Below are 22444 nucleotides of genomic sequence, written 5' to 3' on the forward strand. Positions count from 1 at the left end.
TCGGGCCGATCGCATCCATCCGCCAGGTAATTGCCCATGAACAGGCCGAAATCCGCACCGTCCCGCAAACCGAAGGCGCCGCCGCGCCGTGCCGCTCCCGCGGTTTCCGAGGTCGCCGTCCCGCCGGTTGCCGCGCAGCCACCGGCCGAGCGCATCGAGCCGGTCGAGATCGCCGAGCCGCGCGGGCCGGCCACGATCGACCTGGCGCTGCAGGGCGGCGGCTCGCACGGCGCCTTCACCTGGGGCGTGCTCGATGCGCTGCTCGAGGACGGCCGGCTCGGGTTCGACGGGGTGTCGGGCACCAGCGCCGGGGCCATGAACGCCGCCGTGCTGGCCTGCGGTTTTGCACGCGGCGGCCGAGACGGCGCGCGTGCGGCCTTGCGGGCGTTCTGGAACGACATCGGCTCGGCGCCGGGTTGCCTGGGTGCCGCGCCGTCGTCGGCGCCGTTCGCCTCGCCGTTTGCGCAGGCGCCCCAGATCGCCTGGCCGGCCTGGCTGTTCAACACCGACATCTGGCCGATGTACGGCGTGCTCGACGCCATGTGGCGCAGCCTGAGCCCCTACCAGTTCAACCCGCTGAACCTCAACCCGCTGCGCCGCATCCTCGACAAGCACGTCGATCCGGCCTTGCTGCGCGACGGGCCGCTGAAGCTGTTCGTCACCGCCACGGCGGTCAGCACCGGCCAGCCCAAGGTGTTCAGCGGCGCCGAGCTGTCGATCGACGCGCTGCTGGCCTCGGCCTGCCTGCCGCAGATGGTCCAGGCGATCGAGATCGACGGCGAGTCCTACTGGGACGGCGGTTTTGCCGGCAACCCGGCGATCTGGCCGCTGATCTACGGCACCGGCTCGCTCGACGTGCTGCTGGTGCAGATCAACCCGCTGGTGCGCCCGGGCGTGCCGACCCGCGCCGTCGACATCGCCGACCGCGTCAACGAGATCACCTTCAACGCCAGCCTGGTGGCCGAGATGCGCGCGATCGCCTTCGTGCAGAAGCTGGTGCGCCAGCACAAGGTGTCGTCCGACGAGTACAAGCTGCTGCGCCTGCACCGCGTTGCCGACGAGGACGGCCTGGCGCCTTACGACGCCTCCAGCAAGCTCAACACCGACCCGCGCCTGCTGCAGGCGCTGTTCGACCTGGGCCGCGCCGCCGCCGGCCGCTGGCTGGCCGAGCATGCGGGCGACGTGGGCGTGCGTGGCACGACGGCGATCGAGCCGGTCTTCCTGGCGCCGCGCCCGGCGCCGGCCGGCACGTGAATCAGTAGCGGTAGCTCAGCCCGGCGTCGAAGCTCGACTCGGCGTTGCTCGGCGCCGAGTCGAACGGGAAGGCCTTGCGGTAGGCCATCTCGTACTTGAACCAGATCCGCTCGGTGATCTTGTTGCGCAGGCCTGCGGTGACGGTGCGGTAGTTCTCGCGCGTGGAGCGCTCGTCGGAGAGGTTGAACTTGAACGTCAGCGTGTCGCTGAGCGACAGGTCGATCTTGCCCGTCACCGTGTACATGCCCTCGATCACGCTGGGGCCGGTCTGGGGCCGGGCCGAACGGATGCCGGGGCCGACTTCGAGCGTCAGCGCCAGGTCGGAGCCGGGCTGGAAGCGCCGCCCCAGGCCGACGCGCAGCGCCTGCGACGAGCGGAAGAAGCCGAAGCGGTTGAAGCGCGCACGCGGCGACCAGAAGACGTAATACGGGTTGTCGGTGAGCCAGGTCTTCCACTTGATGTTGGCGTCGTACTCGTCGCTGCTGACGCTCGACGAGGTGCCGGCCTCCTGCACGTACTCGCGGTCGAAGTGGAACTCGCTGATGACCTCGCTGCGCGTGTAGCGGTATTCGACCTCGCCGTCGCCGGCAAAGCGCCGCGTCGTGTAGGCGCCGCGGCTGAGCGAGAAGGTGCCGCCCAGGTCGACGCTGATCACGGGTGCTTCGACCCCGATCGCCGGCAGCACGCTGCCGGCCGGCGCGGGCTGCGACAGGTCGACGACCTCGAGTTCGGCGGGTGTCTGGCCAGGGTTGGCGAGGGGCTCGGTGGCGGCGAGCGTTGGCAGCGCGAGGCTGGCGCAGGCGGCCCACAGGGTCAGTGAGCAGGCCGTTCGGATGGGATGGGACATCCGGCGATTTTCGCCGCGTGCTTGTGTCTGTTCGGTTTCAGCGGGTGATCAGGGCAGGACATCCACCACCACCCAGGCGCTGTCCGTGACTTGTCCCACATCATCGATGGCGCGCGCCGAATAGCTCACGCCGCCGTCAGGGGTGTCGGGCTGGGTCGTACGCAACTCGTACGGAAAGGCGGAGTCGCTGCCGATCCATTCAGGCCGGCCGCCCGGGCTGAGGCTGTCGAAGCGGTAGAAGTCGACCCGGCGCACGGCGTAGTCGTCGCTCGCGTTGGCGAACAAGTCGATCGTGCCGCGCTCGAACTGCGCGCTCGGGCTGACCGACAGGCTGACCTGCGGCGGATCGTCGTCGCTGCCGTCGATGCCGATGTAGATGCCGCCGCCGCAGCCCGCCAGCGCGCCGGCCAGGCCCAGGCAGGCGATGCCTGCGGTGTGGCGCCAGAACGAGGCCGGCCGGCGGCTCGTGTGTGTCGGGTGTGTCGGGTGTGTCGGGTGTGTCGGGTGTGTCGTGGCGTCGGGCGCGGCGGCGGGGGCGATGTTCATGACAGCTTCAACCCCCGGCCACCCCGCCGGGTTGACACGTGGCTACAGCAGCGCGGTGCGGCCCACCGGCAGGCTGTCGAGCAGATGCCAGGCGGCGTCGGCGGCGACGCGGCCTTCGTCGGTCGGCACGACCCAGACCTCGGCGCTGCTGTCGGCGGCGTGGATCGGCGCGATGGCCTCGCCGGTTGCGGCCCGGTTGGCGGCCGCATCCAGGCGCACGCCCAGGTAGGCGAGGCCGTGCACCAGCTCGGCGCGGGTGGCGTGATCGTGTTCGCCGATGCCGCCGGTGAAGGCCAGCAGGTCCAGCCCGCCCAGCACCGCGCCCAGGCTGCCGGCCTCGCGGCGCAGGCGGTAGTCGAATAGGTCGATGGCGGTCTGCGCCTGTGTGTGGCCGGCGCGTGCGGCGGCGCGCAGCTCGCGCAGGTCGGCACTCAGGCCGGAGACACCGACCAGGCCGCTTTCGCGGTACAGCAGCTTCTCGACCTCGGCCACGGTCCAGCCCTGGCGCCACAGGTGCAGCACGATGCCGGGGTCGAGCTGGCCGCAGCGGCTGCCCATCACCAGGCCGTCGAGTGCGGAGAACCCCATCGAGGTGGCGATGCTCAGGCCGCCCTGGGCCGCGCAGGCGCTGGCGCCGCTGCCCAGGTGCGCCATCAGGACGCGGCCGAGCGCCTTGTCGCTGCGGCGCTTGAGCGCGCCCATCACGCTCTGGTACGACAGGCCGTGGAAGCCGTAGCGGCGCAGGCCCTGCTCGTGCAGCGCGGTCGGCAGCGCGTAACGCTGTTCGAGGCGCGGCAGCGTGCTGTGGAAACTGGTGTCGAAACACGCCACCTGCAGGCAGTTCGGATACGCCGCGCGCAGCGCCCGCACGCCCGCCAGGTTGTAGGGCTGGTGCAGCGGCGCCATCGGTTCGAGCGTGGCCAGCAGCGCCAGCACCGCATCGTCGAGTGCCACCGGCGCGCGGTAATGCGGGCCACCGTGCACGATCCGGTGCGCCACCGCCTGCACCCGTGCCCACGGCGCGGCGCGGTCGACATGCGCCTGCAGGGCCGCGAGCGCGGCGCCGTGGCGGTTGCCGTCGGCACCGGCCGGGGCCAGGGCCTGCGCGGCCTGGCCGGGCAGTCGCAGTTGCAAGGTGCCGCCGGGCTGCAGCCCGTCGACCTGGCCACGCGCCAGCGCCTGCGGCGGCTCGTCACCGGTGCTGCGCGGGTAGAGCGCGAACTTGAGCGAGGACGAGCCGCTGTTGACGACCAGCACCGTGTTGAGGGCGGCGGCGTCGCTCACGTGTGCGCTCCGGTGCAGGCAGACGGCTCGACGGGGCAGGGATGGCGCATGGGAACGTGGGTCATGAAGTCGTGAAGACAAGGCGATCGGCTGGAAGCATGCCTCATGCGGATCGCGGGTCCGTGAAGCCGGCATGAAGACGAACGGAGACTTGCGAGTCTGCACAACGCCCGAGCCCGGGCTTACACCCGGTTCGGGGGTGGGTATGGCTATTGCAGAATGAGTCCACCCATTCATCGGAGCCTCGCCGTCATGAAACTGTTGCCCACCCGTCGTGTCGTCCTGGCCGTTGCGGCCACCCTCGGTGCCGTGACCGGTCTGCCCGCCGTTGCGCTGGCCCAGACCGCGCAGCCCGCGGTGGTCTACGACGCCGGCGGCAAGTTCGACAAGTCCTTCAACGAAGCCGCCTACGTGGGCATCGAGCGCTACAAGAAGGAAACCGGCGGCGCCTACCTCGACTTCGAGATCCAGAACGACACCCAGCGCGAGCAGGCCTTCCGCCGCATGGCGCAGAAGGGCGCCAATCCGATCATCGGCGTCGGCTTCACGCAGGCCTCGGCGATCGAGAAGGTGGCGAAAGAGTTCCCGCAGCTCAAGTTCGCGATCGTCGACATGGTGGTCAACCTGCCCAACGTGCAGTCGGTCGTGTTCAAGGAGCAGGAGGGTTCGTTCCTGGCCGGCATGGCGGCGGTGCTGGTCAGCAAGAGCGGCAAGGTCGGCTTTGTCGGCGGCATGGACGTGCCGCTGATCCGGCGCTTCCAGTGCGGCTACGAGCAGGGCGCCAAGTACGCCAACCCGAAGGCCGAGTTGCTGTCCAACATGACCGGCACCACGCCCGCGGCCTGGAGCGACCCGACCCGCGGCGGCGAGCTGGCGCGCAACCAGTTCTCGCGCGGTGTCGACGTGATCTTCGCCGCTGCCGGCGGCACCGGCGTGGGCGTCTACCAGGCCGCCAAGGACGCCGGCAAGCTGGCGATCGGCGTCGACAGCAACCAGAACCACCTGCATCCCGGCACCATGCTGACCAGCATGACCAAGGGCGTCGACGTGGCGGTCTACAACATTGCCAGGTCGGTGAAGGACGGCACGTTCAAGCCCGGCATCCAGGCGCTCGGCCTGAAGGAAAACGGCGTGGGCCTGGCGATGGACGTGCACAACGCCAAGCTGGTCAGCGCCGACGTCAGGAAGAAGCTCGACGCCGCGCAGGCCGACATCATCGGCGGCAAGATCAAGGTGGCCGACTACATGGCCGACAACGCCTGCAAGTACTGACCGCCCGACCTTGTCAGCGCCCGCTGTCCGCCTGATCGGCATCCACAAGCGCTTCGGCGCGGTGTTGGCCAACCGCGACGTCACCTTCGACGTGGCGGGCGGCAGCATCCACGGGCTGATCGGCGAAAACGGCGCCGGCAAGTCGACGCTGATGGGGGTGCTGTACGGCCTGCACCCGCCCGACGCCGGCCGCATCGAGATCGACGGCCGCGCACTCGCGCTGGGCAGCGCGCACGACGCCATCGCCGCGGGCATCGGCATGGTGCATCAGCACTTCATGCTGGTGGAGCGTTTCACGGTGCTCGAGAACATCGTGCTCGGCGCCGAGGGCGGCTGGCAACTCGACCTGAGCCTGGCCCGCGCGCGCCGCGCGGTGCTGCGGCTGGCGCAGGAATTCGGCCTCGTGGTCGACCCCGATGCGCGCGTGCGCGACCTGCCGGTGGGCGTGCTGCAGCGGGTCGAGATCCTGAAGGCGCTGTACCGCGGCGCGCGTGTGCTGATCCTCGACGAGCCGACCGGCGTGCTGACGCCGCAGGAAACCGAGCAGCTGATGCGCATGCTGCGCGCGCTGAAGGCACGTGGCACCACGGTGCTGCTGATCACGCACAAGCTGAAAGAGGTGCTGGCGATCACCGACCGCGTCACGGTGATGCGCGCCGGCCAGGTCATCGCCACCCGCGAGACCGCCGCCTGCAGCGAGGCCGAGCTGGCCGAGCTGATGGTCGGCCGCCAGGTGCGGCTGGGCGAGGCGCACCGGCCGGTCGAACGCGGCGAGCCGGTGCTCGACGTCGCCTCGCTCGGCTGGCGCGACGCGCTGGGTGTGGCGCGGCTCGACGGCATCGACCTGCGCCTGCATGCGCGCGAGATCGTCGGCATCGCCGGTGTCTCGGGCAACGGCCAGAGCGAGCTGCTCGGTCTGCTCGGTGGCCTGCTGCCGCTGCAGCAGGGCCGCCTGCAGATCACCGGGGCGCGTGAACTGGAGCCGGTGCATCGCTTCGACGCCCATCACCCGGCCGACCCGCACACCTTGCGTGCGCTGGGCGTGGCGCATGTGCCCGAGGATCGCCACCGGCTCGGCCTGGTGCTGCGTTTCGCGGCCTGGGAATCGGCCGCGCTGGGTTATCAGGACGACCCGCAGATTGCGCTCGGCCCGCGCTGGAGCGGCTTCATGGACCACCGCCTGATGCGCAGCCGCTGCCGCCAGATGATGGAGGCCTTCGACGTGCGCCCGCGCGATGTCGAGCTGGCGAGCGCCAAGTTTTCGGGCGGCAACCAGCAGAAGCTGATCATCGCGCGCGAGTTCGAACGCGCGCCACGCGTGCTGCTGATCGGCCAGCCCACCCGCGGCGTCGACATCGGCGCCATCGAGACCATCCACCGCGCCATCCTGGCGCTGCGCGACGCCGGCTGCGCGGTGCTGCTGGTGTCGACCGAACTCGACGAGATCCTGGCGCTGGCCGACCGCATCGTCGTGATGTGCCAGGGCCGCATCACCGGCGAGTTCGAGCGTGCCGACGCCGACGAGGCGCGCATCGGCATCTGCATGGGGCAGAGCGAGACCTCGGCCTTCGACTCCACGGTGAGCGCGGGCGACGACGTGTCGGCGCCCGATCTGCCGCCGGTCGAAGGCCATGCGGAGGATCGGCGATGAGCGTCGTGCCTTTGCCGCGCTGGGTCGACGTCGGCCTGCTGCCGCTGCTCAACGTGGGCGTGGCGATGCTGGCGGCCGGCGTGCTGGTGGCCGCGCTCGGCCACAGCCCTTGGGCGGCCCTGAAGCTGCTGGCCGACGGCGCCTTCGGCAGCCCGCTGGCCTGGGGCTACACGCTCTACTACAGCACCAACTTCATCTTCACCGGCCTGGCGGTGGCGGTGGCGGCGCAGGCCGGCCACTTCAACATCGGCGGCGAGGGCCAGGCCACGCTCGGCGGCGTGGGCGTGGCGCTGCTGCTGCTGGCGCTCGATCCGTACCTGAGCACCTGGCTGCTGCTGCCGCTGGTGGTGGTCGCCGGCGCCGCGGCCGGTGCGGCCTGGGCGGCGGTGCCGGCGTGGCTGCAGGCGCGCCGGGGCAGCCACATCGTCATCACGACCATCATGTTCAACTTCCTGGCCAGCACGCTGATCGTCTGGCTGCTGGTCAACGTGATCAAGGCGCCGGGCACGCCGTCGGTCGAGACGCGCCTGTTCGCGCCCGCCGGCCAGCTGCCGAGCGCGCAGCAGCTCGCCACGCTGATGGGCTTTGCGATGCCCGACACGCCGCTCAACCTGAGCCTGCTGTTCGCGCTGCTCGCGGCATTGGGCGTGTGGCTGCTGCTGTGGCACACCCGGCTCGGCTACGCGCTGCGCGCGCTCGGCGATGCGCCCGACGCCGCGCACTACGCCGGCTTCAAGCCGCAGCGCCTGACCGTGATCGCGCTGATGCTGTCGGGCGCGCTGGCCGGCGGCGTGGGCGTCAACGAGGTCAGCGGCGTGCACCACCGGCTGCTGCTCGACTTCGTGGCCGGCGCCGGTTTCACCGGCATCGCGGTGGCGCTGATGGGCCGCAACCACCCGGGCGGCATCGTGCTGGCGGCGCTGCTGTTCGGCGCGCTGGCGCAGGGCGGCTCGGAGCTGGCGTTCGAGATCCCCGCCTTCACGCGCGACATGGTCACCGCCGTGCAGGGCCTGGTGGTGCTGTTCTGCGGCGCGCTGGCGCTGATGCTGCGCCCGCTGCTGCAGCGTATCTGGGGCTGGCTGGGGCCTCGCCATGGATGACATTGTCCTGATCCTCGCCTCGGTGCTGGGCGCCACCTTGCGCATCAGCGTGCCGCTGATCCTGTGCGCGATGGCCGGGGTGCTGAGCGAACGTGCCGGCGTGATCGACATCGGCCTCGAAGGCAAGCTGCTCGCCAGCGCCTTTGCCGCCGCGGCCGCGGGAGCGCTGGGCGCGCCGGCCTGGGCTGCGCTGGCGGTGGCGATGGCGGTTAGCGTCTCGCTGGCGCTGGTGCACGGGCTGGCTTGCATCACCTTCAAGGGCGACCAGATCGTCTCCGGCGTGGCGCTCAACATCATCGCGCTCGGGTTGACGGCGGTGCTGGGCCTGCACTGGTTCCAGCGCGGCGGCCGCACGCCCGACGTGCCGCCCGAAGGCCGCTTCACGACGCTGTTCCCCGATGCCGCACGGGCCGCGCAGGAGCTGCCGTTCATCGGCCCCTTCATCGCCGAGGGCCTGCTCAATCACAACCTGCTGACGTGGTTCGCCTTCGGTTCGGTGCCGCTGGTCTGGTGGGGCCTGTACCGCACCCGCTTCGGCCTGCGCCTGCGCGCGGTGGGTGAAAACCCGGCGATGGTCGACGCCGCCGGCATCTCGGTGGTGTGGCTGCGTTACCGCGCGGTGATGCTGGCGGGCCTGCTGTGCGGCATCGGCGGCACCTTTCTGACGCTGGCGCAGAACGCCAGCTTCACGCCCGGCATGAGCGCTGGGCGCGGTTTCATGGCGCTGGCGGCGATGGTGTTCGGCCACTGGCATCCGGTGCGCGCGTTCTGGGCCTGCCTGCTGTTCGGGCTGCTCGACGCCACGGCGATCCGCCTGCAGGGCATCGAGCTGCCGGGCATCGGTGCGGTGCCGGTCGAGCTGATCCAGGCGCTGCCGTATCTGCTGACGGTGGTGCTGCTGGCGGGTTTCTTCGGCCGCGCCGAGTCGCCGGCTGCGCTCGGACGGGCTTTCAGCAAGGAGCGCTGAACGCGCGCCGGCGCGCCCGGCCGCACACGCTGTCAATCGAAGCGGATGCCCTGCGCCAGCGGCAGTTCGCGCGAATGGTTGATGGTGCTGGTGCTGCGCCGCATGTACTGCTTCCAGGCGTCGGAGCCGCTTTCGCGGTCGCCGCCGGTTTCCTTCTCGCCGCCGAAGGCGCCGCCGATCTCGGCGCCGCTGGGGCCGATGTTGACGTTGGCCATGCCGCAGTCCGAACCGCTGGCGCCGATGAAGCGCTCGACCTCGCGCAGGTCGTTCGAGAAGATGCAGGACGACAGGCCCTGCGGCACCGCGTTGTGCAGCGCGATCGCGTCGTCGAGCTGTTCGTAGTCCATCAGGTAGAGCAGCGGGGCGAAGGTTTCGCGCTGCACCACCTCGGTCTGCGCGGGCATCTCGACGATCGCCGGGCGCATGTAGCAGGCGGTCGGGAAGCGCTCGGCCAGCATCGGCTCGCCGCCGGTCAGCAGCCGCCCGCCCTGCGCCTGTGCCTCGGTGATGGCCTGCTGCATCGCCTGCCCGGCAGCGCGGTCGATCAGCGGGCCGACGCGCGTGTCGGCGGCTCGCGGGTCGCCGATCTGCAGGCTGGCCCAGGCCGGCAGCAGCCGGTCGAGCAGGGCCTGCTTGACCGAGCGATGCACGATCAGCCGCCGCAGGCTGGTGCAGCGCTGGCCGGCGGTGCCGACGGCCGAGAACAGGATCGCGCGCAGCGCCAGATCGAGGTCGGCGGCGGGCGTGACGATCATCGCGTTGTTGCCGCCGAGCTCGAGGATGCGGCGCCCGAAACGTGCCGCCACGCGCGGGCCGACGGCGCGGCCCATGCGCGTCGAGCCGGTGGCCGAAACCAGCGCGACGGCGCGGCTGTCGACCAGCGCCTCGCCGTGAGCCGCGCCGCCGATGACGATCTGCGCCAGCCCGTCCGGTGCCCGTTCGCCGAAACGGGCGACGGCGCGCTGCAGGGCCTTGAAGGTGGCCAGGCCCGACAGCGGCGCCTTCTCGGACGGCTTGAAGATCACCGGATCGCCGCAGACCAGCGCCAGCGCGGCGTTCCAGGCGAACACTGCGCTCGGGAAGTTGAACGCCGTGATCACCGCCACCGGGCCGAGCGGGTGGTACTGCTCGACGATGCGGTGGCCGGGCCGCTCGGAGACGATGGTCCGGCCGTAGAGTTGGCGCGACAGGCCGAGCGCGAACTCGCAGATGTCGATGCCTTCCTGCACCTCGCCGCGGCCTTCTTCGACGATCTTGCCGACCTCCAGCGTAATGAGCGCGCCGATGTCGTTGCGGGCCGCGCGCAGCTCGTCGGCCCACAGGCGCACGAGTTCGCCGCGTGCCGGCGCCGGCACTTCGCGCCAGATCTTGAAGGCGGCCTGGGCGCGGTCGAGCAGGCCGGGCAGCTCGGCCAGCGGCGTCTCGTGCAGGCGGGCGAGTTCGCTGCCGTCGATCGGTGACGTCACGCGCAGCGTGCCGCCGGTGCATTCGTCGGCGCGCAGGCCGCAGCGGTCGAGCAGGTCCGATGGCGGGGCGATCGGGTGGGCGCGCATGGGTCGATCCTCCGGTCTCGCCTCACGCTTTCACGCTTGCACGGGCGTGAAACCGATCGGGTCGTTGGCCGCGCGGCTGCCGGGGTCGGCGAGAGCGGCGTAGTAGTGGCCGACGCGGGTGTGCAGGAAATCGCCCAGCCCGACCTGTTCCTGGCCGACAAAACCCGCACGCGGCAGCTTGCCCGCGCGCAGCAGCTCGAACAGGCCGACCACGCCGGCGGCGGTGCTCAGCTCGATGGCGGTGCGATCGACGCCGCGCAGCGGCGCGCCGAAGATGCGCGCCAGCCGGGTCTCCTGCTCGAAGCGGCCCTGGCGGCGGCCGGCGGCGGAGGCGAACACGATGACGACGTCCTCGCGGCTGTGCGGCACGGCGTGTTCGAGCACCTGGCGCAGCAGGTCGCGCCGCTCGATCAGGCGCAGGTCGTGCAGCAGGAAGGCCATCGCGTCGCGGTGGCCGGGGTAGCGGATGGTCTTGTAGTCGAGGTTGCGCACCCGCCCGCGCAGCGTCTCGCACAGCGTGCCCAGTCCGCCCGAGGTGTTGAAGGCCTCGAAGGCCTCGGCGTCGAGCGTGAAGGTCTCGTGGCCTTCGAGCGGCTGCACGGTGGTCAGCTCGCCGTGCACGATGGCCTGGCAGGGGTTGCAGTATTCGTTGATGACGCCGTCGATGCTCCAGGTGAAGTTGTAGCGCAGGCTGTTGGTGGCGTTGCGCGTGAGCGCGCCCACGCGCAGGCGCAGGTCGTAGAGCTCGTCGAAACGCGCCGCGAGGTGGCCGCCGAGCATGCCGATCACACCCGGCGCCAGGCCGCATTGCGGCATCAGCAGCGAGGGCGCCGTGGCGGCGATCTGGCGGATGGTGGTGGTGGCGGCGATGTCTTCGGTCAGGTCGAAGTAGTGCACCTGCGCCTGCGCGGCGGCCAGGGCGACCCGCGTGGCCAGGTAGAACGGCAGCGCGTTGATGACGACCTGGTGCGCGCGCAGCGCAGCGGTCAGGGCGTAGCTGTCCTCGACGTCGAGGTGGATGGGCTTGATCGGCGCGTCGTCAGGCGCCACGGCGGGATCGAGCCGGTCGGCCAGCGTCACGGCGAGGCCCTGATCCGGCCCCGAGGCATCGATCAGCATGTCGGCGATCGTGCTGCCGACCTTGCCGGCGCCCAGCACCAGCACCTTGCGAAGTCCGGACGTGTCCATCTGACGACTCCCGAGCAGCGGCCGCGGCCTTGTGATGCCGATGTTAGGAGCGGCGTCTGGTGGACGGTAGCCTGCAGAACGCGCGATCGGCGGCCGATCCTGCCGTTTCGATCGGTGCGGCTGACAGTCCGCACAGGCCGGCCTGGGTGCGGCCTGGCGAGTGACTTCCGGCGGCTTGCGTCGGCTTGCCGATCATGCGAGTCTGGCCGCGACAATCGGGCCGCGGGACAGGAACAGGAGGTGCCATGGTCTACATACGCGTCGCATTCATGCTGCTGGCGCTGGTCCTCGGGGGCTGGTTGGGGTATCGCTGGGGCTCCGGCGACCTGGAGAAGGTGCGCGCCGAGATCGCCGCCATCAACCAGACCGGCCAGATCGCCCAGTCCGATTCGGAAGCGACCCAGAAACGCATCGACGAGCAGCTCAAGCTGCTGGCCGACGAACACGCCGCCAGGCTCAAGGAGCTGACCGCCGGCTTCGAGGCGCAGAAGCGCGAGCTGAGCGGCAGCCTCGGCCGTGCCAACGCCCGCATCGCCGCGCTGGGGGGTGAGCGTCAGAACATTGCCGCGCAGCTCGATCAGACCCGCAAGGAAATGGCCACCGCCACCGGCGCGCAGCGCGAGGCCTTGCGCCTGAAGGAGCAGCAGCTGGCCGAAATGGACGCCAGGCTGCAGAGCCGCCAGGAAGGCATCCGCTGCGAAGCCGTGGCGGTGCCGGAGAGCCACCTGCTCACCCTCAACAGCGTGCTGGGGCAACCATGAAGACAAACATGCTCTGGCTGGCCGCACTCGCGCCGCTGGCCGCCTGCACGACGACCCATGTGCCGGTGGTGCCGGACGCCGTGCAGTGCGAGGTGCCCGCCGCGCTGCTGCAGGCCTGCGATGCCCCCCAGCGCCTGAAGGACGGCACGACCTATGGCGAGCTGCTGCAGGTGCACCTGGCGGACCGGCAGGCGCTGGTGCGCTGCGCCGCCGATCACGACAGCCTGATGAAGGCGGTGACGCTCTGCCGCAGCGAGGTCGAGCGTCACAACGCCCGGCTCAAGGAACTGGACGCGGCGCTGAAAGCGCGCCAGTGACGCGCGCCGCTCAGATCTCGATCTTGCTGATGTAGTCCGTCAGGAAGGGCTGCACGCGCTGCGACACCGCGCCCTTGATGCTGTCGAGCCGCGCGCGCTGCGACTTGAGCGTGCTCTCGGCACGGCGCAGCGTGGTGGACTGGTCGGAGAACTTGAAGAACAGCACCTGCGTGACGCTGCGCTGCGCGTCGATCGCCAGCGCCATCAGCTTGATCTCGGGGTTGCCCTGGGCGTCGGCATCGACGAAGCCGAGCTGGAACTTGGCGCCGCTGGCGTGCTGGCTGGCGCGGTCGAAGACGGTGATCCAGGGGTTGTCCTTGTCCATTTCCTGCAGGCCCTTGAGCACCGCGATCACCACCGACGCAGCCGCCGCGGCCGGCCCGAGCATGGCGGTGATGACCGGGATGATGGCGGTGTGCATGTCGCCGTCGATCTGGGCGAGTTCCTGCGACTGGAACTCCATGTCGTGCACCAGCCAGCCCACGCCCTGCAGCACCTCGACGTACTTGCGGTACCAGGCGATCACGTCGCCCTGGTCGCCGGCCGCCTTGTTGGCCGCCAGCTGCGCGAGCAGCAGGCTGTCGGCCACGGCGGCGCGCAGTTCGGGTGTCACGGTCGGGCCGAATTCGGCGATCTGGGCGCCCACCGCCACCGCCTCGCGCTGGTCGGAGTAGGCGATCTCCGTCACGGCGGACTCGAAGGCCGGGCCGCTGTCGGGCAGCGCCAGCATCATCACGAAGTCACGGGAAACGGGCTGGCTCATGGGTCTCTCCTTCAATTGGATGTGAAAAATTTGAACAGGGCGATGCGGCTGAGTAAAGTCAATCCGGCACACGCGCGTCGTGTCGTTCATCCCTTTTCAGGGCGCCCCCGCGGCGCCGAGGAGTCACACCATGCCGTCCGCCGCCTATCTCCAGAGTCTGCCGTTCATCCTGCGTTGGGAGGGCGGCTACGTGAATCATCCGGCCGATCCGGGCGGTGCCACCAACAAGGGGGTGACGCAGAAGGTCTACGACGCCTGGCGCGCCCGCCAGGGCCTGGCCGCGCGCGATGTGCGCCAGCTCGCCGATGCCGAGATGCAGGCCATCTACGAAGCCGGCTACTGGCTGCCGCCGCGCTGCGACGTGCTGCCGACGGCGCTCGATCAGGTGCAGTTCGACACCGCGGTCAACATGGGCGTGGGCCGCTCGGTGCGCTTCCTGCAGCAGGCGGTGGGGGCGGGGGTGGACGGGGATTTCGGCCCGGGCACGCTCGGCCGCGTGCAACGCGCCGATCTGGGCACGGCGCTGGCGGCGTATTGCGACATCCGCGAGTCCTACTACCGCACGCTGGTGGCGCGCAATGCCAAGCTGGCGGTGTTCCAGAAGGGCTGGATGAATCGCCTCAACGCGCTGCGCAAGCAGATCGGCCTGCCGGGCTTCGAGGCCGATGTGCCGCTCGATTTCGGCGACGCCGGCTACGTGGCCAAGGTGCCCGATTTCGGCGAGGACCCGGACTACGACCTGCCGTGATGCCGTCCGCCGTCCAACCGGGAATCCACCGATGAGCACCTCCACCGCCGACTCCCCCGATCTCGATCGCCTGCGCGAACAGGCCACCGCCTCGCTGCGCCGCCTCGCGCAGCGGCCCGATGCCGACGAACTGGCGCAGGCCAAACACCAGGTCGAGGCGCTGCGCAACGTGCGCGAGCTCGACCTGATGGGCCGGCTGGCCGAGGCCGTCAGCCGCGTCGACCCGAAGGACGCGCGCAACCGCCGGCTCTACGCCCAGTACCTGATCGACAGCGGCAAGGCCAGTGCGGCGATCGACCTGCTCAAGCCGCTGGCCGCGCGGCTGGCCAAGGATCACCCCGAACACGCCGAAGCCACCGGCCTGCTCGGGCGCGCCTACAAGCAGATCTTCTTCGACGCCGGCGACACGTCGAGCGCGGGCGCCCGCGAGGCGCTCAAGCAGGCGATCGCGGCCTATCGCCGTCCCTACGAGGAGAACCGGCGCGCCAACGCCTGGCAGGGCGTCAACCTGCTGGCGCTGCTCAGCCGCGCGCGCAGCGTGGGGCTGCGCGTGGCACCGGATCTCCAACCTGCCGAACTGGCCGCCGAACTGGTGGCCACGCTCGAAGCCGTGCCGGTGGCCGAGCGCGACAAGTGGTATCTGTCGACCCTCACCGAGGCCCGGCTGGGCCTCGGTCTCGATGCCGGGCACATGGACGAGCTGGAGCGCCAGTTGCACGCGTACGTGAGCGCGCCGGGCACGGCGGCATTCCAGATCGCCAGCACGCTGCGCCAGTTCACGCAGGTGTGGGGCCTGGACGATGCGAGGCCGGCGGCGCGGGGCTTCGATCCGGCGGCGAACAGGGCCCGCAACCTGCCCCAGATCCTGCGCGCCCGCCTGTTGCAGCTGCCCGGCGGCGGGCTGGAGATGTCGTCCGGCCAGCTGCAGAGCCTGCGCAGCGCGCCGCCGCCCGAGGCCGGCCAGCTCGAGGCCGTGCTCGGCACGCAGGGGCCGCAGACCTTCGCTTGGTGGCGCGCCGGGCTCGAGAGTGCGCGCAGCGTGGCGGTGATCCGCCAGAAGCTCGGCCGGCGGCTGGGCACCGGTTTCCTGGTGCGCGCGGCCGATTTCGGGCTGACGCCGGGCGAGGAACTGCTGGTGCTGACCAACTTCCACGTCGTCAACGCCAACGGCGCGTCGCCGGGCATCAAGCCGGCGGCGGCCGAGGTGGTGTTCGAGGCCGCCGATCCGGGCCGGGTCTACACGGTGTCCGAGCTGCTGTGGAGTTCGCCGCCCGACCAGCATGACGCCAGCCTGCTGCGCCTGTCCACGCCGGTGGCCGACATCGCGCCGCTGGTCATCGCCAGCGAGCTGCCGCCACGGCCTGTCGCAGTGGCGGATGCATCAGCAGCAGGGGCTTCGGCCGATGCGCCGCAGGTCTATGTGGTCGGTTATCCGGGCGGGCGCGAGCTGTCGTTCTCGTTCCAGGACAACGAACTGCTCGACCACGAAGGCCCGGACGGCGGCCAGCCGCAGATCCCCGGCGTCTGCCGCGTGCACTACCGCGCGCCCACCGAGGGCGGCAGCTCCGGCAGCCCGGTGTTCAACGCGACCGCCTGGGAGGTGATCGCCCTGCATCACAAGGGCGGCAAGTTCGGCATGCCGCGCCTGAACGGCCAGCCCGGCACCTACGCGGCCAACGAGGGACTGGCGATCAATACGCTGATCGCGGCGATGCACGCCCGCTGAGCGGGGTGCGCGCCGGCCTGCCCCGGCGCGCGTGGGACAATCCGCGCCGTGAAGCAAGCCAGACCGCCGCTGGTGCCGGATCCGAAAGGTGGCACTGGAGGAAGGTCCGGACTGCACAGAGCAGCGTAGGAGGTAACACCTCTCCACCGCGAGGTGCGGATCAGAGCAACAGAGACGAGCCGGTTCAGTCCGGGTGAAACGGGCAATCTCTACGCGCAGCAACACCAAATAGGCCAGCATTGAAGCGGCTCGCTGAGCTGGCGGGTAGGTGGCATCGAGCCGGGTGGGCGACCCCCGGCCCAGAGGAATGGCGGTCACGGCGGGGGGTCTTTCGGGATCGTCTGCTGCACAGAATCCGGCCTATCGGCTTGCTTCACACTTTTCATTGACACCGGCTGAACCACCGGGATCACGGGCGGCCGTGCTGTCGTCGGGGCGTGCGCCATCGCACGACGGTCGAACTACCATCGCGCCCCCATGAGCCAAGACCTGTCCCACCAAGCCACCGTGGCCAGCGGCGTTTTGCCTTCAGCAGGCCCGATCACGGCCGAGGCCACCGAGCGCGTGCGCGCCAGCCACCTCGACGGCCGAGCCGTGCTGCTGCTCCTGCTGTGCTGCGTGCTGTGGGGCCTGAACCAGGTGGCGATCAAGGCGGCGATGCCCGAGGTGCCGTCGCTCGCCCAGCTGTCGGTGCGCAGCATCGTGGCCTTCCTGCTGGTGCTGGCCTGGATGCGCATGCGTGGCGTCGGCTGGTCGCCGCGTGACGGCACCTTGTGGCCCGGCCTGTTGTGCGGCCTGCTGTTCGCGCTGGAGTTCGGCTGCGTCTTCGTCGGCCTGCAGTTCACCACCGCCGCCCGCGCGGTGGTGTTCATCAACACCTCGCCGTTCATCGTCGCGATCGTCCTGGCCGCCATGCTGCCGGCCGAACGCCTGCGGCCGCTGCAGATCGCCGGGCTGGTGCTGGCGTTCGCGTCCATCGCGCTGGCCTTCGGCGACGCCGGCAGCGGCGGCTCGTGGCTGGGCGACGCGCTGATCCTGCTGGGCGCCGTGTTGTGGGGGCTGACGACGGTGGTGATCCGGCTGTCGTCGCTGCGCAGTGCGCGCTCGGAGCTGACGCTGGCCTATCAGCTCGGCGTGGCCGCGCTGCTGTCGCCTCTGGCCGCCATGGTGGCCGGCCACACCGATGCCTTCGCGCAGTCCGGGCAGTGGAGTCTGCTGGCCTGGGGCTCGCTGTTCTATCAGGCGGTGATCGTCACCTTCGCCAGCTACCTGCTGTGGTTCTGGCTGCTGACGCGCTACGCGGCCACCAAGGTGCAGGCCTTCGTGTTCCTGTCGCCGGTGTTCGGCACGCTGTTCGCCGGTGGATTGCTGGGCGAGCCGGTCACGGCCGCCTTGCTGCTGGGACTCGGTGGCGTGGGTGTCGGCTTGAGCCTGCTGAACCGGCGCAGCTGAGCGATCTATTCGGCCTGCTTGGGCTCCGAAACGGAAGCCCCGGCATCGTGCGGGCCGGTCGGGTCGAGGTGGTCGTTGTGCTCGCTGCCCTCGTCGCGCCGGTGCGCCCGCATGCCGCTGCGCAGGTAGCGGTTGTGGTGGTTGGGCCGCGGCACGTAGCGCGCGAGTTCGGTCAACGCCATCTGATAGACGTTGCGCTTGAACTCGATCACCACTTCCAGCGGTACCCAGTAGTCGTGCCAGCGCCAGGCGTCGAACTCGGGGTGATCGGTGGCGCGCAGGTTCATGTCGGAGTCACGACCGGTGAGCTGCAGCAGGAACCAGATCTGCTTCTGGCCCTTGTAGTGGCCGCGTGCGTCGCGGCGTATGAAGTGGTCGGGTACCTCGTAACGCAGCCAGTCGCGGGTGCGCGCAATGATGCGAACGTGATCGGGGAACAAGCCCACTTCTTCGTGGAGCTCGCGAAACATCGCCTGCTCTGGCGATTCACCATGTTTGATGCCGCCCTGCGGAAACTGCCAGGAGTGCGTCCGGATGCGTTTGCCCCAGAACACCTCGCTCCGCTGGTTGAGCAGGATGATGCCGACGTTGGGCCGGAAGCCTTCACGGTCGAGCATAATCAGACCTCAATTTTCAAGTTGAAGTCATTATTGCACCGGCCCAGTGCGGCGCAACCCCGGCAATATCCTGAGCGGGGCGGTGTGCAGACCCGGACCCCCATGAAAGCCTCCCAGTTCTTCATCGCCACGCTGAAGGAAGCGCCCGCCGACGCCGAAGTCAAAAGCCATCAACTGATGATGCGCGCGGGAATGATCAAACGGCTCGGTGCCGGTATCTACAACTACATGCCGATGGGCCTGCGGGTGATCCGCAAGGTCGAGGCCATCATCCGCGAGGAGATGAACCGCGCCGGCGCCGTCGAGCTGCTGATGCCGGTGGTGCAGCCGGCCGAGCTCTGGCAGGAAACCGGCCGCTTCGACAAGATGGGCCCCGAGCTGCTGCGCGTCAAGGATCGCCACGACCGCGACTTCATCATCCAGCCGACCAGCGAAGAGGTCGTCACCGACATCGCCCGCCAGGAGCTGCGCAGCTACAAGCAGCTGCCGAAGAATTTCTATCACATCCAGACCAAGTTCCGCGACGAGCGCCGGCCGCGCTTCGGCATCATGCGCGGGCGCGAGTTCACGATGAAGGACGCGTATTCCTTCGACCGTGACGCCGCCAGCGCAGCCAGGAGCTACGACGCGATGTTTGCGGCCTACAAGCGCATCTTCGACCGCTTCGGCCTGCAGTACCGCGCCGTGGCGGCCGACACCGGCGCGATCGGCGGCGACCTGTCGCACGAGTTCCAGGTCATCGCCGACACCGGTGAGGACGCGATCGTCTACTGCCCGACCAGCGACTACGCCGCCAACATCGAGCTGGCCGAAGCCGTGTCGCTGATCGCCGAGCGCGGCGCGGCCACCGAGTCGATGGCCAAGACGCCCACGCCGGGCAAGAGCACCTGTGCCGACGTGGCCCAGCTGCTGAACCTGCCGCTGGCGCGCACGGTCAAGTCGCTGGTGCTCGCCACCGACGAACTCAACGAAGCCGGTGACGTCGCCAAGACCACCGTCTGGCTGCTGCTGGTGCGTGGCGACCACGACATGAACGAGGTCAAGGTCGGCAAGGTCGACGGCCTGAAAGCCGGCTTCCGCTTTGCGACCGTGGCCGAGATCGAGTCGCACTTCGGCTGCAAGCCGGGTTACCTGGGCCCGATCGGCCTGAAGAAGCCGGTCAAGGTGATCGCCGACCGCACGGTGGCGCAGATGGCCGATTTCATCTGCGGCGCCAACGAGATCGACTTCCACCTCACCGGCATCAACTGGGGCCGCGACCTGCCCGAGCCCGACGCGGTGGCCGACATCCGCAACGTCGTCGAAGGCGATCCGTCGCCCGACGGCCAGGGCGTGCTGGCGATCCAGCGCGGCATCGAGGTGGGCCACGTGTTCTTCCTCGGCACCAAGTATTCGAAGGCGATGAACGCCACCTACCTCGATGAAAACGGCAAGCCGCAGTTCATGGAGATGGGCTGCTACGGCATCGGCGTGACGCGCATCCTGGGTGCGGCGATCGAGCAGAAGCACGACGCCCGCGGCATCCTGTGGCCCGATGCGATCGCGCCGTTCACGGTGGTGGTCTGCCCGATCGGCTACGACCGCTCGGCCGAGGTCAAGGCCGCCGCCGATGCCTTGCACGACGAACTGCAGGCGGCCGGCATCGACGTCATGCTCGACGACCGCGGCGAACGCCCCGGCGCGATGTTCGCCGACTGGGAACTGATCGGCGTGCCGCACCGGGTGGTGATCTCGGACCGCGGCCTGAAGGCCGGCCAGGTCGAGTACCAGGGGCGCTGCGACGAGGCGGCCAGCACCGTGCCCGCCGCCGAGGTGGCTGCGTTCGTGAAGGGCCGTCTGCGGTCCTGATCCGCATGCGCAGGCTTGCCCGGCCCGAGTCCACGCAGCGGCCTGATCCGCTGCGACGGGCGACCTTGCTGGCCGGACTGATGTCGGCGGCCTCGTCGGCCCGCTTGCTCGCTGGCGGTGCCGCCGGCCTGGGTCTGTGGCCCGCGCTGGCGCAGGCCGGTCGCCAGGCCGAGGAGCCGCTGGCCGATGCGGTGCGCAGCGCCTTGTCGGCGGCGGTGGCCGACAGCGCCCCGCCGCGGCTGGAGTTTGCGCAGATCGAGCAGCGCCTGGCGTACCTGCGCTGGCTTGGCACCACCGGTCAACGGCTGGTGCGGCGCAAACCCGATTTCGACGTGCGGCGCGAGTTTCTCGAGACGCTCTGGTACGAGAGCCGGCGCGCCGGGCTCGACCCGTCGCTGGTGCTCGGTGTGGTCGAGGTCGAGAGCGGTTTTCGCAAGTACGCGATCTCGAGCGCCGGCGCGCGCGGCTACATGCAGGTGATGCCGTTCTGGGCCCGCCTGATCGGTGATGGCGACGCCAGCCGGCTGTTCCATCTGCAGACCAATCTGCGCTTCGGCTGCGTGATCCTGCGGCACTACCTCGACCGTGAGCGAGGCGACCTGTTCATGGCACTGGGCCGCTACAACGGCAGCCGGGGCCAGGCGCCCTATCCGACGATGGTGCTGGGTGCGCGCAAGCGCTGGATGCATCCGGACGACGGCCTGCGCACGGCCGGCACTGCTGCCGCGGACACGGCCAACGCGGCACGCTGACGCAGCGGAGCCGCGCCCGACGCGATCAGAGCCCGGCCCAGGCTTTCGGGCTCGCCTGACCGATGCCGCTGATCTGCAGCACCCGCTCGACCGTCTCGTCGACCAGTTCGTCGATGCTCTGCGGCCGGTGATAGAAGGCCGGCAGCGGCGGGAAGACGATCGCGCCCATCTCGGTGGCGGCCACCATGTTGCGCAGGTGGGCCAGGTTGAAGGGCGTCTCGCGCACCATCAGCACCAGGCGGCGGCGTTCCTTGAGCGTAACGTCGGCCGCGCGTGACAGCAGGTTGTCGCCGAAACCGTGCGCCACCGCCGCCAGCGTCTTCATCGAGCAGGGCGCGATCACCATCGCCTCGGTGCTGAAGCTGCCGCTGGCGATGCAGGCGCCGACTTCGCCGGGCGAGTGGTGGTGATCGGCCCGGGCCTCGAGTTCGGCGCGGCCGAGGCCCATTTCGTGGTGCACGTTGAGCACGCCGGCCGAAGTCACGACCAGGTGGGTTTCGACGCCGAGTGCGCGGGCCCGGTCCAGCAGCCGCACGCCGTAGATCGCACCCGATGCGCCGGTGATGCCGACCACCAGGCGGGGGCGCGAGGTTGCTGCGCTCAAGCGCTCAGGCCTTCAGCAGCTCTTGCAGTTCGCCGGCCTGGTACATCTCCATCATGATGTCCGAGCCGCCGACGAACTCGCCCTTGACGTAGAGCTGCGGGATGGTCGGCCAGTTGGCGTATTCCTTGATGCCCTGGCGGATGCCGTCGTCCTCGAGCACGTTGACGGTGGTCAGGTCGCTGACGCCGCAGGCCTTCAGGATCTGGATCGCGCGGCCGGAGAAGCCGCACATCGGGAACTGGGCCGTGCCCTTCATGAACAGCACCACGGGGTGCGATTTGACGAGTTCGTCGATGCGGGTTTGAGCAGTGGTCATGGTTCAGGGACGTGGTCAAGCGGCGGGTGCCGCGATCCCGGGTTTATAAGCGAAAGCGGACTGCCGCTGCGGGCCAGGGGCCAATTTGTCGCACCGCGCCGGTGCGGTGCGCGCACGTCGACGTCAGAACGAGTACGACACGCCGAACTGCAGCATCGGCCGCAGGCGCAGCGTCTGCGGCCAGTCCGCACCGGTGTTGTCGCTCTGGCCCAGCCTGACGTCGGCCGTCTCGCGAGATGCCCGCAGGCCCAGGTCGGCCGACAGCCCCCAGCCCTGCGCGGGGTTGCCGATGCTGTAGCCCAGGCCCAGGTAGGTGGCGGTGCTGGCCTCGCTTTCGCCTTGCCACAGCCGCCCGCTGGCCGCCATCTCGCCCAGCCCCGGGGGGGTGCCGTGACGCATCTGCAGGCGACTGGCCCCCGGCAGGCTCGGCGTCAGCGCGGCCGGCCGGGTCGACGAACCGAGCAGGCCGCCGGTTGCACGCAGGCCGCCGATCGTCCTGAAGTGGTAGTCGCCCAGCAGTTGCCAGCCCGAGCGTCGCAGCGTGGTGCCGTCGTCGCTGGACGCTGGCGGGCGCAGATCGAAGCGTGCGCCCCAGAGGCTGCCCTCCACCCGCAGGCTGCCCGGGCCTGCGCTCGACAGGCGCAGGCGGTCGTTGTCGCTGGCGTGCGCGGCGCCGATGCACGCCATCAAGGTGGCCGTCACCATCACGGCTGTCGGGGCCCCCGACCGGGCCGACGCCGCTTGCGCGGTCGGGTTGCCGCAGCGAACTCGCGCGAGGTTGCTGAACACGGAAAACACCGCCATGTCGACCTCCTGAAGCGGCCGTGATCAGCCGCGTTTGTCGAATCGATGCTACGCCTGCCGACGGCGTCGCTGCG

General features: G+C 70.1%; 22 protein-coding genes and 1 other RNA gene. 13 read left to right on the plus strand and 10 right to left on the minus strand.

What is annotated here, in order from left to right; translation table 11 throughout:
- The first annotated feature begins 36 nt into the window (after window positions 1–36).
- On the plus strand, window positions 37–1254 hold the full coding sequence (locus tag LCHO_RS02800; protein ID WP_012345594.1) for a patatin-like phospholipase family protein: 1218 nt from the start codon (window positions 37–39) through the stop codon (window positions 1252–1254).
- A 1-nt stretch (window position 1255) separates the two neighbouring features.
- Here the strand turns inward: LCHO_RS02800 and LCHO_RS02805 are convergent, their stop codons facing one another.
- The 3 genes from LCHO_RS02805 to LCHO_RS02815 are packed head-to-tail and all read right to left on the minus strand — an operon-like array spanning window position 1256 to window position 3931.
- Window positions 1256–2101, minus strand: a complete 846-nt coding sequence (locus tag LCHO_RS02805; RefSeq protein WP_012345595.1) for a DUF481 domain-containing protein — start codon at window positions 2099–2101, stop codon at window positions 1256–1258.
- A 48-nt stretch (window positions 2102–2149) separates the two neighbouring features.
- Window positions 2150–2647, minus strand: a complete 498-nt coding sequence (locus LCHO_RS02810) for an Ig-like domain-containing protein (protein ID WP_012345596.1) — start codon at window positions 2645–2647, stop codon at window positions 2150–2152.
- Between the two features lie 42 nt (window positions 2648–2689).
- Entirely contained in the window at window positions 2690–3931 is a 1242-nt protein-coding gene (locus LCHO_RS02815) for an acetate/propionate family kinase (RefSeq protein ID WP_012345597.1), read from the minus strand.
- Window positions 3932–4183: 252 nt separating this feature from the next.
- Here LCHO_RS02815 and LCHO_RS02820 point away from each other — a divergent pair, with 252 nt between their 5' ends.
- From LCHO_RS02820 to LCHO_RS02835, 4 genes are read left to right on the plus strand one after another with little or no spacing between them, the layout of a single operon-like run.
- Window positions 4184–5203 carry a BMP family lipoprotein gene (locus LCHO_RS02820; RefSeq protein WP_012345598.1) on the plus strand — a complete coding sequence of 340 codons (1020 nt, stop codon included), beginning with the start codon at window positions 4184–4186 and terminating at the stop codon, window positions 5201–5203.
- A gap of 10 nt (window positions 5204–5213) precedes the next feature.
- Entirely contained in the window at window positions 5214–6854 is a 1641-nt protein-coding gene (locus LCHO_RS02825) for an ABC transporter ATP-binding protein (protein WP_012345599.1), read from the plus strand.
- Entirely contained in the window at window positions 6851–7954 is a 1104-nt protein-coding gene (locus LCHO_RS02830) for an ABC transporter permease (protein WP_012345600.1), read from the plus strand. Before LCHO_RS02825 ends, LCHO_RS02830 begins: the two co-directional genes overlap by 4 nt.
- The gene (locus tag LCHO_RS02835; protein ID WP_012345601.1) at window positions 7947–8921 is read left to right on the plus strand and encodes an ABC transporter permease; all 975 of its coding nucleotides are present in this window, start codon (window positions 7947–7949) and stop codon (window positions 8919–8921) included. The genes LCHO_RS02830 and LCHO_RS02835 overlap by 8 nt, the downstream gene beginning before the upstream one ends.
- A gap of 32 nt (window positions 8922–8953) precedes the next feature.
- Here the strand turns inward: LCHO_RS02835 and amaB are convergent, their stop codons facing one another.
- Window positions 8954–10474 (minus strand): L-piperidine-6-carboxylate dehydrogenase, encoded by a 1521-nt coding sequence (gene amaB, locus LCHO_RS02840; protein ID WP_012345602.1) that lies wholly within the window; start codon window positions 10472–10474, stop codon window positions 8954–8956.
- A 30-nt stretch (window positions 10475–10504) separates the two neighbouring features.
- The gene (locus LCHO_RS02845; RefSeq protein ID WP_012345603.1) at window positions 10505–11662 is read right to left on the minus strand and encodes a saccharopine dehydrogenase family protein; all 1158 of its coding nucleotides are present in this window, start codon (window positions 11660–11662) and stop codon (window positions 10505–10507) included.
- Window positions 11663–11907: 245 nt separating this feature from the next.
- Here LCHO_RS02845 and LCHO_RS02850 point away from each other — a divergent pair, with 245 nt between their 5' ends.
- Both LCHO_RS02850 and lysC read left to right on the plus strand, forming a co-directional pair.
- Entirely contained in the window at window positions 11908–12423 is a 516-nt protein-coding gene (locus LCHO_RS02850) for a hypothetical protein (protein ID WP_012345604.1), read from the plus strand.
- Window positions 12420–12740 carry an Rz1-like lysis system protein LysC gene (lysC, locus tag LCHO_RS02855; protein WP_012345605.1) on the plus strand — a complete coding sequence of 107 codons (321 nt, stop codon included), beginning with the start codon at window positions 12420–12422 and terminating at the stop codon, window positions 12738–12740. The genes LCHO_RS02850 and lysC overlap by 4 nt, the downstream gene beginning before the upstream one ends.
- 10 nt (window positions 12741–12750) lie before the next feature.
- On the opposite strand, the gene LCHO_RS02860 is transcribed toward lysC, so the two are convergent.
- Window positions 12751–13503, minus strand: a complete 753-nt coding sequence (locus LCHO_RS02860; RefSeq protein ID WP_012345606.1) for a hypothetical protein — start codon at window positions 13501–13503, stop codon at window positions 12751–12753.
- 130 nt (window positions 13504–13633) lie between these two features.
- On the opposite strand from LCHO_RS02860, the gene LCHO_RS21915 reads away from it, so the two are divergent.
- From LCHO_RS21915 to LCHO_RS02875, 4 genes are all read left to right on the plus strand, one after another.
- On the plus strand, window positions 13634–14251 hold the full coding sequence (locus tag LCHO_RS21915; RefSeq protein WP_012345607.1) for a glycoside hydrolase family 108 protein: 618 nt from the start codon (window positions 13634–13636) through the stop codon (window positions 14249–14251).
- A gap of 31 nt (window positions 14252–14282) precedes the next feature.
- Complete coding sequence (locus LCHO_RS02870; RefSeq protein WP_012345608.1) at window positions 14283–15977, plus strand: TRAFs-binding domain-containing protein; 1695 nt, start codon at window positions 14283–14285, stop codon at window positions 15975–15977.
- 50 nt (window positions 15978–16027) lie between these two features.
- An RNA gene (gene rnpB, locus LCHO_RS22490) (RNase P RNA component class A) lies at window positions 16028–16356 on the plus strand.
- 98 nt (window positions 16357–16454) lie between these two features.
- Window positions 16455–17429, plus strand: coding sequence for a DMT family transporter (locus LCHO_RS02875; protein WP_012345609.1), 975 nt, complete (start codon window positions 16455–16457; stop codon window positions 17427–17429).
- Between the two features lie 5 nt (window positions 17430–17434).
- Here LCHO_RS02875 and LCHO_RS02880 read toward each other — a convergent pair whose 3' ends face one another.
- Complete coding sequence (locus tag LCHO_RS02880; RefSeq protein WP_012345610.1) at window positions 17435–18046, minus strand: RNA pyrophosphohydrolase; 612 nt, start codon at window positions 18044–18046, stop codon at window positions 17435–17437.
- Window positions 18047–18148: 102 nt separating this feature from the next.
- Here LCHO_RS02880 and LCHO_RS02885 point away from each other — a divergent pair, with 102 nt between their 5' ends.
- Both LCHO_RS02885 and LCHO_RS02890 read left to right on the plus strand, forming a co-directional pair.
- Window positions 18149–19894 carry a proline--tRNA ligase gene (locus LCHO_RS02885; RefSeq protein WP_012345611.1) on the plus strand — a complete coding sequence of 582 codons (1746 nt, stop codon included), beginning with the start codon at window positions 18149–18151 and terminating at the stop codon, window positions 19892–19894.
- Window positions 19895–19974: 80 nt separating this feature from the next.
- Window positions 19975–20646 carry a lytic transglycosylase domain-containing protein gene (locus tag LCHO_RS02890; protein ID WP_012345612.1) on the plus strand — a complete coding sequence of 224 codons (672 nt, stop codon included), beginning with the start codon at window positions 19975–19977 and terminating at the stop codon, window positions 20644–20646.
- Window positions 20647–20671: 25 nt separating this feature from the next.
- Here LCHO_RS02890 and LCHO_RS02895 read toward each other — a convergent pair whose 3' ends face one another.
- From LCHO_RS02895 to LCHO_RS02905, 3 genes are all read right to left on the minus strand, one after another.
- Entirely contained in the window at window positions 20672–21250 is a 579-nt protein-coding gene (locus LCHO_RS02895; protein ID WP_012345613.1) for a UbiX family flavin prenyltransferase, read from the minus strand.
- A 4-nt stretch (window positions 21251–21254) separates the two neighbouring features.
- Window positions 21255–21566, minus strand: coding sequence for a Grx4 family monothiol glutaredoxin (gene grxD, locus LCHO_RS02900; RefSeq protein ID WP_012345614.1), 312 nt, complete (start codon window positions 21564–21566; stop codon window positions 21255–21257).
- Window positions 21567–21689: 123 nt separating this feature from the next.
- Window positions 21690–22370: a hypothetical protein gene (locus LCHO_RS02905; protein WP_012345615.1), complete on the minus strand. Its 681-nt coding sequence runs from the start codon at window positions 22368–22370 to the stop codon at window positions 21690–21692.
- Window positions 22371–22444 lie beyond the last annotated feature (74 nt).

The organism is Leptothrix cholodnii SP-6 (assembly GCF_000019785.1).
GTDB classification, from domain to species: domain Bacteria; phylum Pseudomonadota; class Gammaproteobacteria; order Burkholderiales; family Burkholderiaceae_C; genus Sphaerotilus; species Sphaerotilus cholodnii.